Origin of the sequence: Streptomyces sichuanensis (assembly GCF_020328095.1) — a bacterium.
Lineage (GTDB): Bacteria > Actinomycetota > Actinomycetes > Streptomycetales > Streptomycetaceae > Streptomyces > Streptomyces cinnamoneus.
The window spans coordinates 1-22,123 of sequence record NZ_JAIXMK010000047.1; the positions used below are offsets into that span (position 1 = coordinate 1).

Genomic DNA, 22,123 nt, shown 5'->3' on the forward strand with positions numbered 1-22,123 from the left:
GCTCCGCGGCCGCCCCAGGCGCCCGGTGCGCCGAATCCGCCGGCCGCGCCCGGCGGCGCGCCCCAGGCCCCCGGTGGTGTGCACGCGGCCGCGACCATGCTCGCCGGTCCGGGCACGCCCGGCATGCCTGCCGCCCCGGGTGTCCCGGGTGCTCCGGGTGTCCCCGGCGCCCCCGCCTACGGGTACCCGCCCGCCGCGCCCACCGGTGTTCCCACCGTCGGGCCCGGCTACATGGCCGTCCTGCGGTACCGGGCCCAGGACGGGTCCGAGCAGCAGGTCATCCGGCGCAGCGCGCCCGGCACCCCGCATCCCGAGTGGCAGATCCTGCACGAGCTGCGGGCCATGAACGTGCCGCCGCAGCAGGTGCTGGAGCTGCACACCGAGCTGGAGTCGTGCGACCTGCCGGGCGGGTACTGCGCCCGCATGATCCGGGAGACCTGGCCGCAGGTGAGGATCAGTCACACCGCCGCGTACGGGCGCGACCACGCCACCCGTCAGCAGGGCGTGCGCCACCTCGTCGAGCACCAGGGCGAACTGCACCAGGTCGCGGACGGGCCCGCGCGGCCCGCGCCGAACCGGGTGCCGCTGCCGCACCCCGGCCACATCCAGCCGGCACCGCCGGTCGGGCCGGACGTCATCGGGCGGGAGCTCGCCGAGGCGTTCGGGCCGCAGGGCGTCTTCCGGTTCGACCAGCGTGCCGTCTCGCGCCAGGGCGTGCCGGAGATCGTCGCGCAGACGCTGGTGTGGGCCGGTCTGCCGGTGGACTTCGGTCCGTTCTTCTGGGGTCAGGCCCAGCCGGGCCGTCCGGTGCCGACGCTGGCGGAGCTGGCGGCGGAGCGCGGCGTGCGGGCGGCCACGGACGCCGGTTCGTACCTCGTCATGGGCAGCGACTACGGCCGCCAGCTGTGCGTGCAGTACGGCACGGCCCACATCGTGGCGGTGCCCATGGAGGCGGGCCCCGACGGCGGGCCTGTGCCGCCGCAGTTCGTCAACACGAGTCTTCCCCAGTTCGTACGCTCTTTGGCGCTGCTCGGAAAGATGTGGCGCTGGCGCTACGGGCTGACGCCGGAGCAGGCCGGGCGCTGGACCGTGGATTTTCAGGACCAGCTGGCCGCGCTCGACCCGGCGGCACTGTCGACTCCGGAGAACTGGTGGGCCGTGCTCCTGGAGCAGATGTGGGACGGTCTCTTCTAGCGGCCGGCCAGGCGTGCGCGGACGGCACGGGGCGCCCGGCCCCGTCCACAGGGGGACGGAGGGCGGGCGTCCTGTGCCGCGGAGTGTCGCGACATGGGCGCTTCGTTTGTCCGGGAATGATGGACGCCAGACCTGTCGCATACCGGATTTCCGGATATAAGGGGCTACAAGGATGAGTTCATCGGTGTCTCCTGACGGTTTCGCTGTCGTACGAGGCCGCGGCTACCGGCCGGAGCAGGTCGACAGCGCGATGGCGGAGTTCGCCCGGCAGCGGGATTCCGCCTGGGAGCGGGCCGCACGCCTGACCGTCCTCGCACGCGAGATGGAGGACGAGGTACGGCGCCTCGCACAAGTGGTCGCGAAGCTTCCACCGCAGACGTACGAGACCCTGGGGCCGCGCGCCCAGGGCCTGGTGACCACGGCCGAGCTGGAGGCCGCCGGCCTGCGGGAGCGGTCCGAGGCCGAGGCGGCGGAGGTGCAGGAGGCGTCCCGGGCGCACGGGCGCCGGGTGCGCGACTCCGCGCACGAGTACGCGGTGGCCGTGCGGGCGGAGGCCGAGGAGTGGGCGCGGCAGGCGCAGCTCGCGGCGCAGACTGTCGCCGACGACCTGCGGACGACCGTGAGCCACGAGGTCAAGGAGCGGCGGGCGGAGTCGCTGGCGGCGCTGAAGGACATGCGGCAGCGCTGTTCCATGATCCTGGCCGAGCAGGAGAAGGAGCACACCGAGCGCTGGGACGCGGCTGGCCGTGAGATCGCCGAGCGCGAGGCGGCGATGGACGCGCGCGTGGCGGCGCTGGAGGAGTACGCGCGTACGGCCCTCGGCGACGCGCGGCGGCACTACGCCGACACGGAGGAGGCCGCCCGCCACGGGCAGGAGGACGCCGAGGCGCAGGCGGCTGCGGTCATCGCCCAGGCGCGGGTGCGGGAGGAGCGGATCGCCCGGGACACCGAGCGGGTGCTGCGCGAGCACGAGGAACGGCGCGAGGAGCTCAAGTCGCACATGGCGCACGTGCGGCACAGTCTGGCGGCGTTGACCGGGAAGCCGGTTGCGGAGGACGCCGACGCCGGGTGAGGGCTTGCGGCTGCTCTTGGGGCGGGGCCGGGGCGGGGGGGGGGGGGGGGGGGGGGGGGGGGGGGGGGGGGGGGGGGGGGGGGGGGGGGGGGGGGGGGGGGGGGGGGGGGGGGGGGGGGGGGGGGGGGGGGGGGGGGGGGGGGGGGGGGGGGGGGGGGGGGGGGGGGGGGGGGGGGGGGGGGGGGGGGGGGGGGGGGGGGGGGGGGGGGGGGGGGGGGGGGGGGGGGGGGGGGGGGGGGGGGGGGGGGGGGGGGGGGGGGGGGGGGGGGGGGGGGGGGGGGGGGGGGGGGGGGGGGGGGGGGGGGGGGGGGGGGGGGGGGGGGGGGGGGGGGGGGGGGGGGGGGGGGGGGGGGGGGGGGGGGGGGGGGGGGGGGGGGGGGGGGGGGGGGGGGGGGGGGGGGGGGGGGGGGGGGGGGGGGGGGGGGGGGGGGGGGGGGGGGGGGGGGGGGGGGGGGGGGGGGGGGGGGGGGGGGGGGGGGGGGGGGGGGGGGGGGGGGGGGGGGGGGGGGGGGGGGGGGGGGGGGGGGGGGGGGGGGGGGGGGGCGGGGCCCTTCTGGGGGCTGGATTATTTACGGCAACTGTTGTGCGTGAAGAGTGCTCCGCACGACGCCGCAAATAACCCTTACGCCCCCTGCCAGGGCCCGCCCCGCCCCCGCCCCGGCCCCGCCCCCCCCCCCGCCCCCCCCCCCCCCCCGCCCCCCCCCCCCGGCCCCTCCCGCCGGTGGGTGGACACCCGGGGGAGGGGCCGTTCGCTGTTCGCTCAGGTGGTGGGCTGTGGCGACGCGGGCGGGGTGGTCGGCGTCGTCGGTGCGGCGACGGTGAGCTCCAGGGTGAGCACCGCGCCGTCGGCGGTGGTCAGGCGCAGGAAGAACGTGCCCGCCTGCGCGTCGGTGAACAGCTCCGGCAGGGTGACCAGGCCCTCCTTGTCCGTCTTCGGGAGCGTCAGCGTGCGGAGCGGCAGGCCGTTCGCTCCCTTGAAGTACGGCCCGGCCTTCGCCGGGGTCTTGCCGTCGGCGGCCATCACCGTGGCCGTGATCGCCGTGTCGCTGATGGGCTTGTCCTTGGCCAGCGACCTGATCTGGATCTTCTGTGTGAAGGCGCTCTTCGGCGCTGCCTTCAGGGCGTCGTCCGCGTCCGTGCGCTTGAGCGTGTCGGCGCGCGGGGCGGGGGCGGCCTTGACGGTGGCGGCGAATTCGACCGCGGCGACGTCGCGGCCCTCCACGGTGGCGCGGACGGTGAAGTCGCCGGGCCAGTCGCCCGCGAGGATCTTCGGCGCGACGGCCAGGCCCGTCCTGTCGGTGGGCACGGTGACCGAACGCGCCGCACCCGGGAAGCGCGCCTTGGTGTGCTCCCCGACGATCTCGAAGCGGACGCGGGTGCGCTCGGGGGCCGGCTTGCCGGCGCCGTCGAGGGCCCGCACGCTCGGCTGCGTCGCGAACTCCTCGTTGGCCGTGGCCTCGATCCTGTCCTCGCCCATGCGGTCCAGGCGCGTGACCGGGGCCGGAGTCGGCGGAGTGGGAGTCGGCGGGGTGGGAGTCGGCGGGGTGGGCTTGGTGGTGCCGGTGTCGCCGCCACCGCTCGGCTTGCTGGGCTTGTTCGGCTTGTTCGGCTCGCTGGGCTTGGTGGCCGGGGGCGTGCTCGGCTTGCCCGGGTTTCCGGGTTTCGTGGGCTTGGTGCCCTGGCCGCCCGTCGAGCCGCCCGTGCGCGACGGCGCCGGGTCGGGCACCGCGCTGACGTTGCCGCTCTTGTACGTGCGCATCCAGGCGAGCACGGCGTTGACGTACTCGCGGGACTGGTTGTAGCTGAGGATGGCCCGGTCGAGGTCGCCCGGGTTGTTCAGGTCCTTGCCGCCCGCACACAGGTAGCGGGCGGTGCCGGCCGCGGCGTCGAAGATGTTGTTCGGGTCCTTGACCCCGTCGCCGTTGCCGTCCTCCCCGTACCCCTCCCACGTGGACGGGATGAACTGCGTCGGGCCGACGGCGCGGTCGTACTCCTTGTCGCCGTCCCAGCGGCCGCCGTCGGTGTCCTTGATGACGGCGAACTGACCGCCCGTGAGTCTCGGTCCCAGGATCCGCTTGTCCGTGTACCCGTCCGAACGCAGCCCGTAGGCCGCGGCGTGCTCGGACTCCACCTTGCCGATGCCCGCGATGAGCTGCCAGGGGATGTGGCAGCCCGGGTAGCGCTGCTGCGCGAGCTTCTCGGCGTTCTTGTAGGCGGCGAGGGCGGTCGCGGGAATGCCCGTGGCGCCGTCCGGGGTGTCCCCGCGGCCGGCGTTCGGGTCGGGCTTGCCCGACGCGCCCGGGCGGGGCACCAGGTCGGGCAGGGTGAGGTTGGGGGTACCGTGCGGCCGGCTCTGCGGGTTGTCCGTGCCGGGCGAAGGGTCGCCGCCCTGACCGGCGTGGTGCGGCGGGCTGGCCCCTACCGCGGCCGTCGTCAGGCCGGCGACGAGCAGAGCAGCGCACAGTCCCTGCCGGGAAATGCTCGCAGCGCGGGTTCGAAGTATCTTCACGGAGGCTGCTTCCTTGGGAGACCTGCGGCCGTACGAGGGGGGTCGCACGTCAGCCCCCCTCAGCCATAGACCCGAACACTAATTCCCTCAAGCCCCAATTGTCTTGCCCGGGGACCGGCTTCACGGATTCTTCGCCGTTCGTTACCCCGGTAGGGGCGTCGTCTCCCCTGTTGTGCGTACCGACCCTGAGACCGGGCCCCGTCGCGGGGCGCCATCCCCTAGGGGTACCTCCGTACGTTCTCCTCCCCGCGGTTCGTACCGCAGCAGGAGGAGCGGGCCCCGGACGGTGCCTAGATTCATGGAGGCGGCCGGGGGGCCGGGGTGGGGACAGCCCCACCCCGAAGACACGGAACAGCACCATCGTGGCCGCCCCCTGCCCTCCAGCAGGCTTGATCCCATCATTCGGCAGCGCAGCAGAACCATAGGAGAGGCCACCGTGACAACGGCTGTATCGATTCCCCGCACCGCGGGCAGCGGAGGGCATGCGGCCGCCGCGGCGAGGGCGCGTCAGGTCCTCAAGGCGTACGGGTCCGGCGAGACGCGGGTCGTCGCCCTCGACCACGTCGACGTGGACATCGCCCGCGGACAGTTCACGGCCATCATGGGACCCTCCGGGTCCGGCAAGTCGACCCTGATGCACTGCCTGGCCGGCCTCGACACCGTCACGTCCGGTCAGATATTCATCGACGACACCGAGATCACCGGGCTCAAGGACAAGAAGCTCACGCAGCTGCGCCGGGACCGCATCGGCTTCATCTTCCAGGCGTTCAACCTGCTGCCGACGCTCAACGCCATCGAGAACATCACGCTCCCCATGGACATCGCCGGCCGCAAGCCCGACAAGCAGTGGCTGGACCGCGTCGTGGAGACCGTGGGTCTGGCCGGCCGCCTCAAGCACCGGCCCAACCAGCTCTCCGGCGGTCAGCAGCAGCGCGTGGCGGTCGCCCGGGCCCTCGCCGCCCGGCCCGAGATCATCTTCGGTGACGAGCCGACCGGAAACCTGGACTCGCGCGCCGGCGCCGAGGTCCTGGGCTTCCTGCGCCGCTCGGTGGACGAGCTGGGGCAGACCATCGTCATGGTGACGCACGACGCGGTCGCCGCCTCCTACGCGGACCGCGTGCTCTACCTCGCCGACGGGCGCATCGTCGACGAGATGCAGCACCCGACCGCCGACATGGTGCTGGAGCGCATGAAGAACTTCGACGCCCGCGGACGGGTGTCGTGACCGTCCTCAAGACCTCCTTCCGCAATTTCCTCGCGCACAAGGGGCGAATGGCGCTGTCCGCCGTCGCCGTCCTGCTGTCGGTGGCGTTCGTGTGCGGCACGCTCGTCTTCACCGACACCATGAACGCCACGTTCGACAAGCTCTTCGCCTCCACCGCCTCCGACGTCGCCGTCTCCCCGAAGAAGAACGACGACGCCCAGGAGACCGGCAAGCCGCAGACGCTGCCCGCCTCCCTGCAGGGCCGCCTGGCCGCGGTGCCCGGCGTGGCCAAGGTCGAACCGCACGCCACCAGCCAGCAGATCACCGCGGCGACGGCGAAGAACAAGAGCATCAGCCCCACCTCCGGCGCCCCCACCGTCGGCACCAACTGGGACGACAGCCAGAAGAAGTCCGTCGAGATCACCAGCGGGCACGAGCCGCACGGCGCCACCGAGGCCGTGCTGGACGCGGACACCGCCGACAAGCACGGGCTGAAGACGGGCGACAGGCTGCGGGTCATCGCCGCCCCCGGGGACTTCTCCGTGACGATCGTCGGCATCGCCACGTACAGGACCACCAACCCCGGTGCGGCCGTCCTCTACTTCGACACCCCCACCGCGCAGACCAAGCTGCTCGGTACCGCCGGGGAGTTCAGCAGCTACGGGCTGACGGCCGCCTCCGGCGTCAGCGACGAACAGCTGAAGAAGGACGTCACCGCCGCCGTGGGCACGGGCTACACCGTGCACACCGCCGCCGAGACCAAGGCCGAGAACAAGAAGGACGTCGGCTCCTTCCTCGACGTCATGAAGTACGCGCTGCTCGGCTTCGCGGGCATCGCCGTCCTCGTCGGCATCTTCCTCATCGTCAACACCTTCTCCATGCTGGTCGCCCAGCGCACCCGCGAGATCGGCCTCATGCGGGCCATCGGCTCCAGCCGCAAGCAGGTCAACCGGTCGGTGCTGGTGGAGGCGCTGCTGCTCGGCGTCGTCGGCTCGGTGCTGGGCATCGGCGGAGGCATCGCGCTCGCCGTCGGGCTGATGGAGCTCATGGGCTCCATGGGCATGAAGCTCGACACCTCCGAGCTCACCGTCAAGACCAGCACGCCCGTCGTGGGCCTGGCCATCGGCGTCGTCGTCACCGTGCTGGCCGCCTACCTGCCCGCCCGCCGGGCCGGGAAGATCTCCCCGATGGCCGCCCTGCGCGACGCCGGCAACCCCGCCGACGGCAAGGCCGGCAGGGTGCGCGCCGTCATCGGCCTCGTGCTCTCCGCCGCGGGCGGTGCGGCCCTGGTCGCCGCCGCGCAGTCCGACGACGCCTCGGCCGGCTCCGGGATGCTGGGCATCGGCGTCCTGCTGACCCTCGTCGGCTTCGTGGTCGTCGGCCCGCTGCTCGCCGGGTTCGTCGTCCGCGTCATCAGCACCGTGGTGCTGCGAGTCTTCGGCCCCGTCGGCCGCCTCGCCGAGCGCAACGCGCTGCGCAACCCTCGGCGCACGGGCGCCACGGCCTCGGCCCTGATGATCGGCCTCGCGCTCGTCGCGGCGCTGTCGGTGGTGGGCTCCTCCATGGTCGCCTCGGCCACCGAGCAGCTCGACAAGTCGGTGGGCGCGGACTTCATCGTCCAGAGCGAGAACGGGCCGCTGAGCCCCGCGGCGGTCAAGGCCGTGAAGTCGGCCCGGGACGTCGAGCACTTCAGCGAGTACACGGTCGTCAGCGCCAGGATCACCACCCCCGACGGCCGGACCGCCACCCAGCGCCTGTCCGCCGTGAGCCCCACCTACGCCGACGACGTGCGGGCGGAGACGGTCAAGGGCAAGCTGACCGACGCCTACGCCGAGGACGCCATGTCCGTGCCCGAGGGCTTCGCCGAGGACCACGGCGTCAGGATCGGCGACCGGCTCACCGTGGCCATGGTCGACGGCCGCACCGCCAAGCTCAAGGTCAACGCGATCACCTCGGACGACACCAGCATCGACAAGGGCGCGATGTACACCGACATCGCCACCGCCCGGCGCTACCTGCCGGCCGACAAGATGCCGCTGGACGTGATGGTGCTCGCCAAGGCCGCCGACGGCAGGGCGAAGGAGGCGGCGGCCTCCCTCAAGGCGGCCGTCGAGGACTACCCGCAGGTCAAGGTCCGTGACCAGGCCGACTACAAGAAGCTGATCAAGGACCAGGTCGGCCAGCTGCTCAACATGATCTACGGCCTCCTGGCCCTGGCGATCATCGTGGCGGTGCTGGGCGTCGTGAACACCCTCGCCCTCTCCGTCGTCGAGCGCACCCGCGAGATCGGCCTGCTGCGCGCCATCGGCCTCTCCCGCCGCCAGATGCGCCGCATGATCCGCCTGGAATCGGTGGTCATCGCCCTCTTCGGTGCCCTGCTGGGCCTCGGCCTGGGCATGGCCTGGGGCATCACCTCCCAGCAGCTGCTGGCCCTGCAGGGCCTGGGCGTGCTGGACGTCCCCTGGCCGACGATCACCGCCGTCTTCGCCGGATCCGCGGTGGTGGGACTGCTGGCGGCCCTGGTCCCGGCCTTCCGGGCGGGGCGGATGAACGTCCTGAACGCGATCGCGACCGATTAGCAGGCCGGTGCCCGAGGGCTCGAACGGCCCGGACGCGACACGGGGGTGCGCGCCCGGGCCGCTCGGCACCGCCCGGCCCACAGCCGGGGACCGGGCGCCGTCGCGGCGGGGAGGGAAACCCCGCCGCGACGGCGACCGGCTCACCGCCAGGTGACCGGCGGAGCCGTACCGCCCCCGCCCCGCGCAGCGGCCCGGCGGCTGTCGGCCCACCGTCGTAGTCTGGAGACCCCCGGCTCGGCCCCAACGGTCCGTGTCGGGCCGTTCGCGTTGTCCACCCCCGGGACGGAAAGCCTTCATGAGCCTGCACGGTCTGCTCGACGCCGTCGTCAACGATCCGGCGCTCGCCGAGGCGGTGGCGGCCGCGGGCGACGGCAACCGGCCGTACGTCGACCTCGTCGGCCCGCCCGCGGCGCGGCCCTTCGCCATCGCCGCCCTCGCGCGCGACGCCCAGCGGCCCGTGCTCGCGGTGACCGCCACCGGGCGGGAGGCGGAGGACCTGGCCGCGGCGCTGCGCTCGCTGCTCCCGCCGGACGGCGTGGTGGAGTACCCGTCGTGGGAGACGCTCCCGCACGAGCGGCTCTCCCCGCGCTCGGACACCGTCGGCCGCCGCCTGGCCGTGCTGCGCCGGCTGGCGCACCCCAGCAAGGACGACCCGGCCGCCGGCCCCGTCAGCGTCGTGGTCGCGCCCGTGCGGTCCGTGCTGCAGCCGCAGGTCAAGGGGCTCGGCGACCTGGAGCCCGTCAGCCTGCGGGCGGGGCAGGGCGCCGACCTCGGGGAGGTCACCGAGGCGCTCGCCGCGGCCGCCTACGCCCGGGTCGAACTGGTCGAGAAGCGCGGCGAGTTCGCGGTGCGCGGCGGCATCCTCGACGTGTTCCCGCCCACCGAGGAACACCCGCTGCGGATCGAGTTCTGGGGCGACGACGTCGAGGAGATCCGCTACTTCAAGGTCGCCGACCAGCGGTCCCTGGAGATCGCGGAGCACGGCCTGTGGGCCCCGCCCTGTCGCGAGCTGCTGCTGACCGACGCCGTGCGCGAGAAGGCCGCGGCCCTGGCCGAGGAGCACCCGGAGCTCGGCGAGCTGCTCGGCAAGATCGCCGAGGGCATCGCGGTCGAGGGCATGGAGTCCCTCGCCCCGGCCCTGGTCGACGACATGGAGCTGCTGCTGGACGTGCTGCCGGCCGGCGCCATGGCCGTCGTCTGCGACCCGGAGCGGGTCCGCACCCGGGCCGCCGACCTGGTGGCGACCTCGCAGGAGTTCCTGCAGGCGTCCTGGGCGGCCACCGCCGGCGGCGGCGAGGCGCCCATCGACGTGGACGCGGCCTCCCTGTGGGGCATCGCCGACGTCCGCGACCGCGCCCGCGAGCTGGGCATGATGTGGTGGTCCGTCAGCCCCTTCGCCGCGGACGAAGACCTGAACGGCGACACCCTCAAGCTGGGCATGCACGCCCCCGAGACCTACCGCGGCGACACCGCCCGCGCCCTCGCCGACACCAAGGGCTGGGTCGCCGACGGCTGGCGCACCGTCTTCCTCACCGAGGGCCACGGCCCCGCGGCCCGTACCGCCGAGGTGCTCGGCGGCGAGGGCATCCCCGCCCGCCTCGACGCGGACCTGCCCGAGCTGTCCCCGTCCGTCGTGCACGTCACCTGCGCGGGCATCGACAGCGGCTTCGTCGACCCCGCCCTCAAGATCGCCGTGCTGACGGAGGCCGACCTCACCGGCCAGAAGTCCGCCAGCAAGGACCTGGGCCGGATGCCGGTCCGCCGCCGCAAGACCATCGACCCGCTGACCCTGCAGGCCGGCGACTACATCGTCCACGAGCAGCACGGCGTCGGCCGCTACATCGAGATGGTCCAGCGCACCGTCCAGGGCGCCACCCGCGAGTACCTCCTCGTCGAGTACGCCCCCGCCAAGCGCGGCCAGCCCGGCGACCGCCTCTACATCCCCACCGACCAGCTGGAGCAGGTCACCAAGTACGTCGGCGGCGAGGCCCCCACCCTGCACCGGCTCGGCGGCGCGGACTGGACGAAGACCAAGGCGCGCGCCAAGAAGGCCGTCAAGGAGATCGCCGCCGACCTGATCAAGCTCTACTCCGCCCGCATGGCCGCCCCCGGCCACCCCTTCGGCCCCGACACCCCCTGGCAGCGGGAGCTGGAGGACGCCTTCCCCTACGCGGAGACGCCCGACCAGCTCACCACCATCGCCGAGGTCAAGGAGGACATGGAGAAGTCCGTCCCCATGGACCGCCTGGTCTGCGGCGACGTCGGCTACGGCAAGACCGAGATCGCGGTCCGCGCCGCCTTCAAGGCCGTGCAGGACGGCAAGCAGGTGGCCGTCCTCGTGCCCACCACGCTGCTGGTGCAGCAGCACTTCGGCACCTTCTCCGAGCGCTACTCGCAGTTCCCGGTCGTGGTGAAGGCGCTCTCCCGCTTCCAGACCGACACCGAGGCCAAGGCCGTGCTGGAGGGGCTGCGCGAGGGCTCGGTCGACATCGTCATCGGCACGCACCGCCTGTTCTCCTCGGAGACCAAGTTCAAGGACCTCGGCCTGGTCATCGTCGACGAGGAGCAGCGCTTCGGCGTCGAGCACAAGGAGCAGCTGAAGAAGCTCCGCGCCAACGTGGACGTGCTGACGATGTCCGCCACCCCCATCCCGCGGACCCTGGAGATGGCCGTCACCGGCATCCGCGAGATGTCGACGATCACCACCCCGCCGGAGGAGCGCCACCCGGTCCTCACCTTCGTGGGCCCCTACGACCAGAAGCAGATCGGCGCCGCCATCCGCCGCGAGCTGCTGCGCGAGGGCCAGGTCTTCTACATCCACAACCGCGTCGAGTCCATCGACCGGGCCGCCGCCCGGCTGCGCGAGATCGTGCCCGAGGCCCGCATCGCCACCGCGCACGGTCAGATGGGCGAGAGCCAGCTGGAGCAGGTCGTCGTCGACTTCTGGGAGAAGAAGTTCGACGTGCTCGTCTCCACGACGATCGTCGAGTCGGGCATCGACATCTCCAACGCCAACACCCTCATCGTCGAACGCGGCGACAACTTCGGCCTCTCCCAGCTGCACCAGCTGCGCGGCCGCGTCGGCCGCAGCCGTGAGCGCGGCTACGCCTACTTCCTCTACCCGCCGGAGAAGCCGCTCACCGAGACCGCCCACGAGCGGCTCGCCACCATCGCCCAGCACACCGAGATGGGCGCGGGCATGTACGTGGCGATGAAGGACCTGGAGATCCGCGGCGCGGGCAACCTGCTCGGCGGCGAGCAGTCCGGCCACATCGCGGGCGTCGGCTTCGACCTCTACATCCGCATGGTCGGCGAGGCCGTCGCCGACTACCGGGCCTCCCTGGAGGGCGGCGCCGAGGAGGAGGCCCCGCTGGAGGTCAAGATCGAGCTGCCCGTCGACGCGCACGTCCCGCACGACTACGCACCCGGCGAGCGGCTGCGCCTGCAGGCGTACCGCGCCATCGCCTCGGCGAACAGCGAGGAGGACGTCAAGGCCGTCCGCGAGGAGCTCACCGACCGCTACGGCAAGCTGCCGGAGCCCGTGGAGAACCTGCTGCTGGTCGCCGGGCTGCGCATGCTCGCCCGCTCCTGCGGCATCACCGACATCACCCTGCAGGGCTCCAACGTGCGCTTCGGCCCGGTCGAGCTCCGGGAGTCCCAGGAGCTGCGCCTCAAGCGCCTCCACCCGCGCACGGTCATGAAGCCCGCCACCCGGCAGATCCTCGTGCCGCGCCCGGCGACCCGCCCCATCGGCGGCAAGCCGCTGGTCGGCCGGGAACTCCTGGCGTGGACGGGCGAGTTCCTCACGACGATCCTCAGCTGAGGCCCCGGCCCCGGGCGGCCACCCGGCCCCGCGGCGGTCCTACCCGACCCTGCGGAGGACGACGTGGCCGCCGTCGCTGCCCAGGACGGTGTACGTCGTGCCCGGGTGCATCCGCTGCGCGTCGCCGGCCAGGTCGGCGGGGGCCCGGCCGTCGGTCAGCCGCAGGGCGACGTAGTCGGGCACGACGCCGCGGGTGTCCCCTATCCACAGGACGCGGCAGCGGCCCGCCAGTCGGCTTATCGGGGCGATGTCGGCCTCGACGACCGCGCCGTCCGGGATCCTCTCCAGCAGCCGCTCGGTGGCCCGGACGCCCTCCGGTATCCGGTACGTCTCCGGCAGCGTCAGCCCGTACAACGGCAGCGACGCGGTCATCGCCAGCGCCGCGGCGACCACGGCGGCGGGCAGCTGGCGGGCGTAGCGGCGCAGCCACGGGCGGCGGCTGCGCCCGGCCCCGGCCAGGGCGTCGGCGAGCGCGATGAACACGACGGGCATGAGCACGGCGCTGTAGTGCCAGTCGGTGCCCCAGTAGTGGTCGTCGTGGGAGACGAAGCGCCAGCCCAGGGTCGGCAGGGCGACGACGAGCACCGGCGAGCGCAGGGCCAGCAGGCCGGTGGTGGGCAGCAGGGTCCAGGCGAGGGTGCGCAGCGCGGTGTCCACGGGGATGACGGGGGCGGGGCCGCCGTCGCCGCTGAGCTTGTTCCAGTAGTCGTAGCCGCCGCTGTTGTTGAAGCCCGGGATGATCAGGCCGAGGGTCAGTGCGGTGGCCACCAGGCCGAAGGCCGTCAGCGCCGCGGCCAGCGCCGCGGCCCGGGGGTCCCGCCGGCCGCCGCGCACCCGCAGCAGGATCAGGACGCCGACGGCCGCGGCCGTGACCCCCAGGTCCTCCTTGACGAGCACCAGCGGCACGGCCCACAGCACGGCGGCCCGCCAGCGGCCGCGCACCACGGCCTCCAGGGAGAAGGCCAGCAGCGGCATGGCGAAGGCGATCTCGTGGAAGTCGAAGTCGACGGCCCGCTGCACCCCCCACGAGAGCCCGTAGGCGATGCCGAGGGCGAGGCCCCGGCCGCGCCCGAGGAGGTGGGCGGCGAGCCGGGTGACCGGCACGGCGGACAGCGCGAAGAGCGCGGCCTGCACGACGAGGAGGGTCACCGGCGTGGGGAAGACGCGGTAGAGCGGCGCGATGAGCGCGGTGACGGGGCTGAAGTGGTCGCCGAGGATGTTGGTGCCGGGCCCCTTGAGGTCGGCCACCGGCGCCTGGAGGTGGGCGTAGCCGCGTATGGCCTGTTCGAAGATGCCCAGGTCCCACGACATGGTCAGCATCCGCCGGTGCCGGCACACCGACAGCACGGTGTAGAGGACGAAGAACGCGCCGCCCAGCCAGTACGGGTCCAGCCGCGGGGCCCGCAGCCGCGCCCCGGGCGACCGTCCGGCCGGCTCGGTCCCGGCCGTACTCCGGCCGTGTGCCGTGACGGGGGCGGTGGCCGAGTCCATGGGCGGTCCTTCTCTTCGGTGGCATAAGGGCGCTGGTCTTGCAGTATGCGGCCTTCGCCCGGAGCGTTACGACGGCCTCGGCCACGCGGGCGGAGGCCCGTGCCCCCGGCGCCCCACGAATCGTTGGCCGAATCAGTGACTTGGGCCACGTCGACTCCCTACCATCGATCAACGCCAGGTCTTGCCAGCCCACCGCCCCTCGTCGAGGGGGCCACGCCCGTACCTGTTCGATTGCGATCTCTGCCGGGAGGCTTCATGATCCGCCGCAGGACAGCGCTCTCCTTCTCCGCCGCCGCTCTGCTGGGTGCGGCACCCTTGCTCACCGCGTGCGGGTCCGCGCCGCACCCCGGGGCCGCGGCCGTCGTCGGCAAGGACCGCATCACCGTCTCGGAGCTGCAGAGCCAGGTCGCGGACGTGCGGGAGGCGCAGCGCTCCTCCCCGCAGGGGGCGCAGCTGCTGATGGGCAGCGCCCAGCTCGGCCAGGACACGCTGATCCGGCTGATCCAGTACCGCATCATCGACAAGGCCGGCCGGGACAACGGCGTGGACGTCACCCGCCGCGAGGTGCAGGAGCGGCGCCGGCAGGTGGAGGGGATGCTGGGCGGCGGGGACGCCACCGAGGCCCGCTTCCTCGCGGCCGGCATCGCGCCCGGCCAGATCGATCAGGAGCTCTCGGCCGGCCTCGTCCGCGCCAAGCTGGAGGACAAGCTCGGCAAGGCCCGCACCGGCCAGGCCCTGATGAAGACCTCCGACGCCCTGCGCGTCGACGTCAATCCGCGCTACGGCACGTGGGACGCCAAGCGCGGCACGGCACGGGCGGTGGTGGAGCCGTGGCTGCGGCCGGCCGCCGCGCCCGGCCCCCAAGAACCGGCGTGAGCCCCGGCGGAGCGGGTCGCCTAGGCTCGACCGCGTGAACGACCCTGTGAACGACCGCGTGAGCGACCGGGCGGCCGACTCCGCCGGCCGCATCGTCCTGCTCACCACCAGCCACCGGGTGGCCCCCGGCCTGCTGTCCTGGCCCGCGTGGCAGACGCTGCGCGGGGCCGGGCGCGTCGTGTGTGCCGACACCGGTCACCCGCAGCTGCCCTATCTGCGCGAGGCCGGCGTCCAGGTCGAGCACGCCGCGCCCGCCGCCCGCGAGCTGGTCGACTACTGCCGCGACGGGCGGCGCACCGTGGTCGTGCTCACCTCCGCCGAGGGGGAGTCCGCCCTCACCGACGGCCTGGCCCGGCTGGCCGGCTCCGGCCGCGAGTCCATGCCCGCGCTGGAGCTGCTCCCCGGCTCGTACGACCTGCCCGGCGCCCGCCTGCTCGACCTGGTCCAGGTCATGGACCGGATCCGGGCCGTCTGCCCGTGGAGCGGCATCCGCACCCACGAGGACCTCGGCAAGTACGGGCTGGAGGAGACGTACGAGCTGCTGGAGGCCATCGAGACCGGCGACCGGGAGGCGCTGCGCGAGGAGCTCGGCGACGTGCTGCTGCAGGTCGTCTTCCACGCCCGGATCGCCCAGGACGACCCGGACGAGCCGTTCTCCGTCGACGACGTCGCGGCCACCATCGTCGACAAGCTCATCCACCGCCACCCGCACGTCTTCGGCGAGGAGTCCGCCGAGACGCCCGAGGAGGTCAAGGAGCACTGGATGCGCACCAAGGCCGCCGAGAAGCGTCGCGAGTCCGTGACCGAGGGCGTGCCGCTGGGCCAGCCGGCCCTCGCCCTCGCGGCGAAGCTGGCCTCCCGGGTGCGCACCGAGGGGCTCGACGTGCCCCTGCCCGCCGGCGAGGGCATCGGCTACGAGCTGCTGGCCCTGGCCGTACGGGCCGAGGCGGCCGGCACCGAGCCGGAGACGGCCCTGCGGGCCGCGGCCCGCACGTACCGCGACGCGATCCGGGCCGCGGAGGCGGCGGCGGGGGAGTGACGGACGGGGCCGCGGAGGCCCTGGCTCACCCGTTCGGCCCCCGTGCAGTCTTGACGGGGCGGCCGCCGGGTACCCGACATCCATGCGCACCGATCACATGGACCTCGCCCTGCCGCACTGGGTCGGCGGCACCGCCCCCTTCATCGTGGGGCTGTGCGTCTGCACCCTGCTGATCCTCGCCTTCGTGTACGGACAGCGGTGGCGGGACAGGGAGCCACCGCCCCCGGCCCACCCGCAGCGCCGCCAGGGTTCGTGGCAGACCCGCGAGGAGCACGAGCGGGGACCGGCCACCCCCGATCACGGGCCCGGTCACAACGATGACGAGGAGAGCGCCATCGGCTACGTCACCGAGCACCGCGAGTCGGACCAGCTGCAGACGGAGGCCAACGGGGAGCGGGTGCTGCCGCACGAGATCAACAACCCGGGCAGCCATCCCGAGGAGCGGTCCGAGGACCGCAAGAAGTGGGACCCGGGCAGCAGCGGCGCCTTCGGCAGCGGCGGGGGCGGCCCGCACTAGGTAGCGTCGGGGCGTGCACGAGAACCGTACGCCCCCCGCCCCACCCCTGTTCACCTGGGAATTCGCCGCCGATCCGTACCCGGCCTACGCCTGGCTGCGCGAGCACTCCCCGGTGCACCGCACCGCCCTGCCCAGCGGCGTGGAGGCATGGCTGGTCACCCGCTACGCCGACGCCCGGCAGGCGCTCGCCGACCAGCGGTTGTCGAAGAACCCCGTGCACCACTCCGAGAGCGCCCACGGCAAGGGCAAGGTCGGCATCCCGGGCGAGCGCAGCGCCAACCTCATGACGCATCTGCTCAACATCGACCCCCCGGACCACACCCGGCTGCGCCGGCTGGTCTCCAAGGCGTTCACCCCGCGCCGGGTCGCGGAGTTCGCGCCCCGCGTGCAGGAGCTCACCGACCAGCTCATCGACGCCTTCGCCGCCAGGGGCGAGGCCGACCTCATCCACGAGTTCGCCTTCCCGCTCCCCATCTACGCCATCTGCGACATGCTCGGCGTCCCCGCCGAGGACCAGGACGACTTCCGGGACTGGGCCGGGATGATGATCCGCCACGGCGGCGGACCGCGCGGGGGCGTGGCCCGCTCGGTGAAGAAGATGCGGGGCTACCTCACGGAACTGATCCGCCGGAAGCGGGGGGCCCTGCGGGAAGAAGGGGCAGAAGACCTCATCTCGGGACTGATCAGGGCGAGTGACCATGGCGAGCACCTCACCGAGGACGAGGCCGCCGCCATGGCCTTCATCCTCTTGTTCGCCGGTTTTGAAACAACTGTGAACCTGATCGGTAACGGAACCTACGCCCTGCTGCGCAACCCGGGGCAGCGCGAGCGCCTCCAGCGCGCCCTGCACGACGGCGACGAGTCCCTGCTGGCGACCGGCGTCGAGGAGCTGCTGCGCTACGACGGGCCGGTGGAGCTCGCCACCTGGCGGTTCGCCACGCAGGACCTGGTCATCGGCGGCCGGCGCATCGCCGAGGGCGACCCCGTGCTGGTCGTCCTCGCCGCCGCGAACCGCGACCCCGAGCGGTTCTCCGGCCCGGACACGCTCGACCTGACCCGGCGCGACAACCAGCACCTCGGCTACGGACACGGCATCCACTACTGCCTCGGCGCGCCCCTGGCGCGGCTGGAGGGACAGGCCGCGCTGGCCACCCTGCTGCGCCGGCTCCCCGACCTGCGCCTGGCCGTCGATCCGGAGGAACTGCGCTGGCGCGGGGGGCTCATTATGCGTGGATTGCGCACTCTGCCCGTCGAATTCACCCCGCCGACGAACCCCGCATGACACCGCATCACCCGTCGTGACCTTCGCGTGACCTCGGCTACATCCGGCTTGTGAGGGCCCGGACCCGTCGCTATGTTCGACGACCACATCAGCCGCCACCCGAAAGGCCATCACATGCGTTTCGCCAACGGTAGACATCGACGCCCCCGTCAGATACCCGCCATCGTGCTCGCGGCGGGGGTGACGGGGGCAGGAATCGCGATGCCGCTCATGGCGGCCACCGGAGCCAACGCCGCGGACACCGGCACCTGGGACAAGGTCGCCCAGTGCGAGAGCGGACGGGTGTGGAGCGCCAACTCCGGCAACGGATTCTTCGGCGGGCTCCAGCTCACGCAGGAGATGTGGGAGCAGAACGGCGGTATCTCCTACGCCCCCCGCCCCGACCTGGCCAGCAGGTCCCAGCAGATCGCCGTCGCCGAGCGGATCCTGGCGTCCCAGGGCCCCGACGCCTGGCGCAGTTGCGCCGTCAGCTCCGGCCTCTCCAAGGGCTCCCCGGCGCCGGACGTGAACCCCGGCCGGGTCCTGACGCCCGAGCCGGAGACCACCGAGAAGCCCGCGCCCGGGCGCACCACCCCCGCCGCGCCGGAGCACGAGACGCCCAAGCCGTCCGCCCCGGCCCCCGGATCCACGCCCGCGCCGGAGAAGTCGCAGACGCCCGGCACGCCCTCCCCGGCCACCGACCCGTCGGCGCCCGCGACCGGCACCCCGGGCGAGGCGGACGGCAAGCACCGCAAGGACCCCTCGGCCGAGCCCTCCAACGGGCCCACCACGCCCGCCGGCACGCCCTCGGGCACCCCCTCCGGCACGCCCTCGGGGACCCCGTCCGGCACTCCCGCCGAGCCCGCGCCCGACACCTCGCAGAAGCCCGGCGACGCGGCCGGGGAGCCCGGCAGCGGCAAGCACCGCGCCGAGCCGGACCGCCCGGACGCCACCGACCGTCCCTCGCGTGACGCCGGCCGTACGGGCGTGCCCGCCGCCGGCGATTACACCGTGCGGCCCGGTGACAACCTGTCAGTCATCGCGCAGGAGCACGCGGTCGACGGTGGATGGCAGACGCTCTATCAGAAGAACGAAAAAACAGTCGGATCCGATCCGGATCTCATCCAGCCTGGTCAGCGGCTCGATATCCGTAAATAGTCGGGGGGTTCGGGGCGAATGTCCGTTCCAGTCGAAAGTGAGACATGGGTCTCGTTGACTTCGGCCTGGACGGCGCCCGTCCGTTCCGTGCAAACACCCTCTCACCTGCGGAAACAAGAGGTTCCTGCAGGTAACTTCCGGCAACTGTGGCTGAAAAGTGGGGTTTGAACCCGTCGGCCGCCTGTGTTTAACGTCGTCACCGCTCGCCATCGCGAGCACCACGGTCGTCACGCCGAATCCTGCCGACGGCCGGGGGAGTCGTCGCGCAAGCGCCGTTGGCAGGAGCGGGGGAACCAAGGTAAGGCGCCGGACCGGACCGACGGCCAACTGGCCGCAGGGGCGGGACGGCTTGGGGTGAAGCCCGGATCGCGCAAGCGGACCGGGCCGGGCAAACTCACAGCCCGAACCCGACAGCTCACCTCGTAGGCGTCGGTGAGGAAACCGACTTATGTCCAAGGGCAAGCACCGTCGTCCGTCCAAGGCCGTCCGCATCGTCACGCTCGCCGGCGTCACCGGCGTCGCCGTGGCAGCCCCGCTGATGGTCGCTACCTCCGCCAACGCAGCCTCCGTCTCCACCTGGGACAAGGTCGCCCAGTGCGAGTCCAGCGGGAACTGGTCCATCAACACCGGTAACGGCTACTACGGCGGCCTGCAGTTCTCGAAGTCCTCCTGGGACGCCGCGGGCGGCGGCAAGTACGCCTCGTACCCGCACCAGGCCACCAAGGCCCAGCAGATCGCCGTCGCCGAGCGGCTCCTCGCCATGCAGGGCCCCGGCGCCTGGGGCTGCGCGGGTGCGGGCGGTCTGACCGCCGGCGGCCCGAAGGCCAACGTCGACGTGTCCGGCTCCGGCTCCTCGAAGTCCACCACCTCGAAGAAGTCCACCACCGGCGAGCGCGGCGCGGTCTCCGGCAAGAGCCACGCCGACCGCGCCGAGCGCCCCGCGGCGCCGAAGCACGCCAAGCCGGCCCAGCAGGGTGCGGACGCCGAGAGCGCCGCCCCGGCCCGGAAGCAGGCCGCTCCGAAGCACGCCGCCCCGGCCCCCGCCCCGATGACCGTCAAGCAGGGCAACGGCGAGTACGAGGTCAAGCAGGGCGACACCCTCGGCTCGATCGCCGACGCCAAGAAGGTCGACGGCGGCTGGCAGAAGCTGTACGAGCGCAACAAGGACATCATCGACAACGCGGACCTGATCTTCCCCGGTCAGAAGCTGCACCTCAGCTGATCACCTGCTGAGCGTCTCCGCTCGTCCGCGGGACCGCCCCGCTCCGATGCGCCTTCCCCCCGAGCCGCATCGGAGCGGGGCTCCGGCGTTTGTCCGTGCGTTCCGTTCCCCGTTGAGCGAACACACCGGCGATTCGTCCCGTGCTTTCAGCTTTTGTGCCAATTTTCGGTCCGCGGAACGGTCCAAGGGCGGGCGCAGCCTCCGGCGCCCGTTAGGCTCGTGCTGCAGAACTCCAGCACACACGAAGGAGACCCTCGTGCCGTCCATCGACGTCGTCGTAGCTCGCGAGATCCTCGACTCGCGAGGCAACCCCACGGTCGAGGTCGAGGTCGGCCTCGACGACGGCTCCACGGGCCGTGCCGCCGTGCCGTCCGGCGCCTCCACCGGCGCCTTCGAGGCCATCGAGCTCCGCGACGGTGACCCGAACCGCTACCTGGGCAAGGGTGTCGAGAAGGCCGTGCTCGCCGTCATCGAGCAGATCGGCCCGGAGCTGGTCGGCTACGACGCCACCGAGCAGCGCCTGATCGACCAGGCCATGTTCGACCTGGACGCCACCGACAACAAGGGCTCGCTCGGCGCCAACGCCATCCTGGGCGTCTCCCTCGCCGTCGCGCACGCCGCCTCCGAGGCGTCCGACCTGCCGCTGTTCCGCTACCTGGGCGGCCCGAACGCGCACCTGCTGCCCGTTCCGATGATGAACATCCTGAACGGCGGCTCGCACGCCGACTCCAACGTGGACATCCAGGAGTTCATGATCGCGCCGATCGGTGCGGAGTCCTTCTCCGAGGCCCTGCGCTGGGGCGCCGAGGTCTACCACACCCTCAAGAAGGTGCTGAAGACCAAGGGCCTGTCCACCGGTCTCGGCGACGAGGGCGGCTTCGCCCCGAACCTGGAGTCCAACCGCGCGGCCCTCGACCTCATCCTTGAGGCCATCAAGGAGGCCGGCTACACCCCCGGCCAGGACATCGCGCTCGCGCTCGACGTCGCCGCCTCCGAGTTCTACAAGGACGGCGTCTACACCTTCGAGGGCAAGGACCGCTCCGCCGCCGAGATGACGGAGTACTACGCCGAGCTCGTCGAGGCGTACCCGCTGGTCTCCATCGAGGACCCGCTGTTCGAGGACGACTGGGCCGGCTGGAACACCATCACCGAGAAGCTCGGCGACAAGGTCCAGATCGTCGGCGACGACCTGTTCGTCACCAACCCCGAGCGCCTGGCCCGCGGCATCGAGGAGGGCTCCGCCAACGCCCTGCTCGTCAAGGTGAACCAGATCGGTTCGCTGACCGAGACCCTCGACGCCGTCGAGATGGCCCAGCGCAACGGCTTCAAGTGCATGATGTCCCACCGCTCCGGTGAGACCGAGGACGTCACCATCGCCGACCTCGCCGTCGCCGTGAACTGCGGTCAGATCAAGACCGGCGCCCCGGCCCGCTCGGACCGCGTCGCCAAGTACAACCAGCTGCTGCGCATCGAGGAGATCCTCGACGACGCCGCGGTCTACGCCGGCCGCAGCGCCTTCCCGCGCTTCAAGGGCTGAGCCCCGAGGGCCGAGCTCCACGGCTGAGCCTCAAGGGCTGACCTTCTCGCCAGTCGCCGTACGTCCCCGGCCGCGGTCCCGTACCGTGTCCGGGGACGTACGTTCGTAGCGGACTCATCAGGGGAGGCGACGTGGGCGCGGACCGGTTCTCCACCGCGACCAGGCTCAAGGCGCTGGGCACGGCGCTGGTGCAGGGGCCCGCGGCGGCCCGGGTCTACCGCGCCGGACCCCCGCGGCGCAGCCGGCTCACCGGCCGTGCGGCGCTGCTCGCCCTCGTCGTCTGCTCCCTCGTCGTCGCCCTCGCCTACCCCATGCGCCAGTGGGTCACCCAGCGTTCGGACATCGCCGAGCAGCGGCACCGCACCGAACAGGCGCGCGAGCAGGTCCAGCGGCTGCGCGACGAGAAGGCCCGGCTGGAGGACCCCGCGTACGTGGAGCAGCAGGCGCGCGAGCACCTGCACTTCGTGCGCCCCGGCGAGACCGGCTACACCGTGGTGGACGGCAGCGGCACGAACCGGCCGCGCAGGGACGAGGGCGCCGCCGACCGCCCCTGGTACAGCAACCTCTTCGACGGCGTGGACGGCTCCGACGGCCACCGCTGACCCTGCACATTCTTTCGACAAGACCGAGCGAGCACGAGC

General features: G+C 73.1%; 15 protein-coding genes and 1 riboswitch. Of the genes, 13 read left to right on the plus strand and 2 right to left on the minus strand.

All coding sequences use genetic code 11. The annotated features are described in order from the left end of the window. On the plus strand, positions 1–1,194 hold a 1,194-nt coding region (locus tag LE181_RS15730), incomplete at its 5' end, for an SUKH-4 family immunity protein (RefSeq protein ID WP_225661907.1). A gap of 184 nt (positions 1,195–1,378) precedes the next feature. After that, on the plus strand, positions 1,379–2,266 hold the full coding sequence (locus LE181_RS15735) for a cellulose-binding protein (RefSeq protein WP_308103138.1): 888 nt from the start codon (positions 1,379–1,381) through the stop codon (positions 2,264–2,266). Positions 2,267–3,026: 760 nt separating this feature from the next. On the opposite strand, the gene LE181_RS15740 is transcribed toward LE181_RS15735, so the two are convergent. Beyond that, positions 3,027–4,775, minus strand: a complete 1,749-nt coding sequence (locus LE181_RS15740; RefSeq protein ID WP_225661909.1) for a lytic murein transglycosylase — start codon at positions 4,773–4,775, stop codon at positions 3,027–3,029. A 436-nt stretch (positions 4,776–5,211) separates the two neighbouring features. Here LE181_RS15740 and LE181_RS15745 point away from each other — a divergent pair, with 436 nt between their 5' ends. The 3 genes from LE181_RS15745 to mfd all read left to right on the plus strand — a co-directional run bounded on the left by LE181_RS15745 (position 5,212) and on the right by mfd (position 12,381). After that, on the plus strand, positions 5,212–6,000 hold the full coding sequence (locus LE181_RS15745) for an ABC transporter ATP-binding protein (RefSeq protein WP_225661910.1): 789 nt from the start codon (positions 5,212–5,214) through the stop codon (positions 5,998–6,000). After that, positions 5,997–8,558 carry an ABC transporter permease gene (locus LE181_RS15750; RefSeq protein ID WP_225661911.1) on the plus strand — a complete coding sequence of 854 codons (2,562 nt, stop codon included), beginning with the start codon at positions 5,997–5,999 and terminating at the stop codon, positions 8,556–8,558. The genes LE181_RS15745 and LE181_RS15750 overlap by 4 nt, the downstream gene beginning before the upstream one ends. Positions 8,559–8,853: 295 nt before the next feature. Then, positions 8,854–12,381, plus strand: a complete 3,528-nt coding sequence (mfd, locus tag LE181_RS15755; RefSeq protein ID WP_225661912.1) for a transcription-repair coupling factor — start codon at positions 8,854–8,856, stop codon at positions 12,379–12,381. A gap of 39 nt (positions 12,382–12,420) precedes the next feature. On the opposite strand, the gene LE181_RS15760 is transcribed toward mfd, so the two are convergent. Beyond that, a complete protein-coding gene (locus tag LE181_RS15760) occupies positions 12,421–13,872 on the minus strand; it encodes a DUF2079 domain-containing protein (RefSeq protein WP_225661913.1) in 1,452 nt (483 codons plus the stop codon). Positions 13,873–14,127: 255 nt separating this feature from the next. On the opposite strand from LE181_RS15760, the gene LE181_RS15765 reads away from it, so the two are divergent. The 8 genes from LE181_RS15765 (at position 14,128) to LE181_RS15800 (ending at position 22,084) form a co-directional block, all read left to right on the plus strand. After that, a complete protein-coding gene (locus LE181_RS15765) occupies positions 14,128–14,748 on the plus strand; it encodes a SurA N-terminal domain-containing protein (protein ID WP_225661914.1) in 621 nt (206 codons plus the stop codon). A gap of 34 nt (positions 14,749–14,782) precedes the next feature. After that, positions 14,783–15,787 carry a nucleoside triphosphate pyrophosphohydrolase gene (locus LE181_RS15770; protein ID WP_225661915.1) on the plus strand — a complete coding sequence of 335 codons (1,005 nt, stop codon included), beginning with the start codon at positions 14,783–14,785 and terminating at the stop codon, positions 15,785–15,787. Positions 15,788–15,869: 82 nt separating this feature from the next. Continuing rightward, the gene (locus LE181_RS15775) at positions 15,870–16,304 is read left to right on the plus strand and encodes a DUF6479 family protein (RefSeq protein WP_225661916.1); all 435 of its coding nucleotides are present in this window, start codon (positions 15,870–15,872) and stop codon (positions 16,302–16,304) included. A gap of 13 nt (positions 16,305–16,317) precedes the next feature. Then, entirely contained in the window at positions 16,318–17,586 is a 1,269-nt protein-coding gene (locus tag LE181_RS15780) for a cytochrome P450 family protein (RefSeq protein WP_225661917.1), read from the plus strand. Between the two features lie 201 nt (positions 17,587–17,787). Then, positions 17,788–18,723 carry a transglycosylase family protein gene (locus LE181_RS15785; protein ID WP_308103139.1) on the plus strand — a complete coding sequence of 312 codons (936 nt, stop codon included), beginning with the start codon at positions 17,788–17,790 and terminating at the stop codon, positions 18,721–18,723. 220 nt (positions 18,724–18,943) lie between these two features. Beyond that, a riboswitch (cyclic di-AMP (ydaO/yuaA leader) is annotated at positions 18,944–19,167 on the plus strand. Between the two features lie 4 nt (positions 19,168–19,171). Beyond that, positions 19,172–19,945, plus strand: a complete 774-nt coding sequence (locus tag LE181_RS15790; RefSeq protein ID WP_225661919.1) for a transglycosylase family protein — start codon at positions 19,172–19,174, stop codon at positions 19,943–19,945. A gap of 256 nt (positions 19,946–20,201) precedes the next feature. Continuing rightward, on the plus strand, positions 20,202–21,482 hold the full coding sequence (gene eno / locus LE181_RS15795; protein WP_225661920.1) for a phosphopyruvate hydratase: 1,281 nt from the start codon (positions 20,202–20,204) through the stop codon (positions 21,480–21,482). Positions 21,483–21,613: 131 nt separating this feature from the next. Continuing rightward, positions 21,614–22,084 (plus strand): FtsB family cell division protein, encoded by a 471-nt coding sequence (locus LE181_RS15800; protein WP_225661921.1) that lies wholly within the window; start codon positions 21,614–21,616, stop codon positions 22,082–22,084. Positions 22,085–22,123 lie beyond the last annotated feature (39 nt).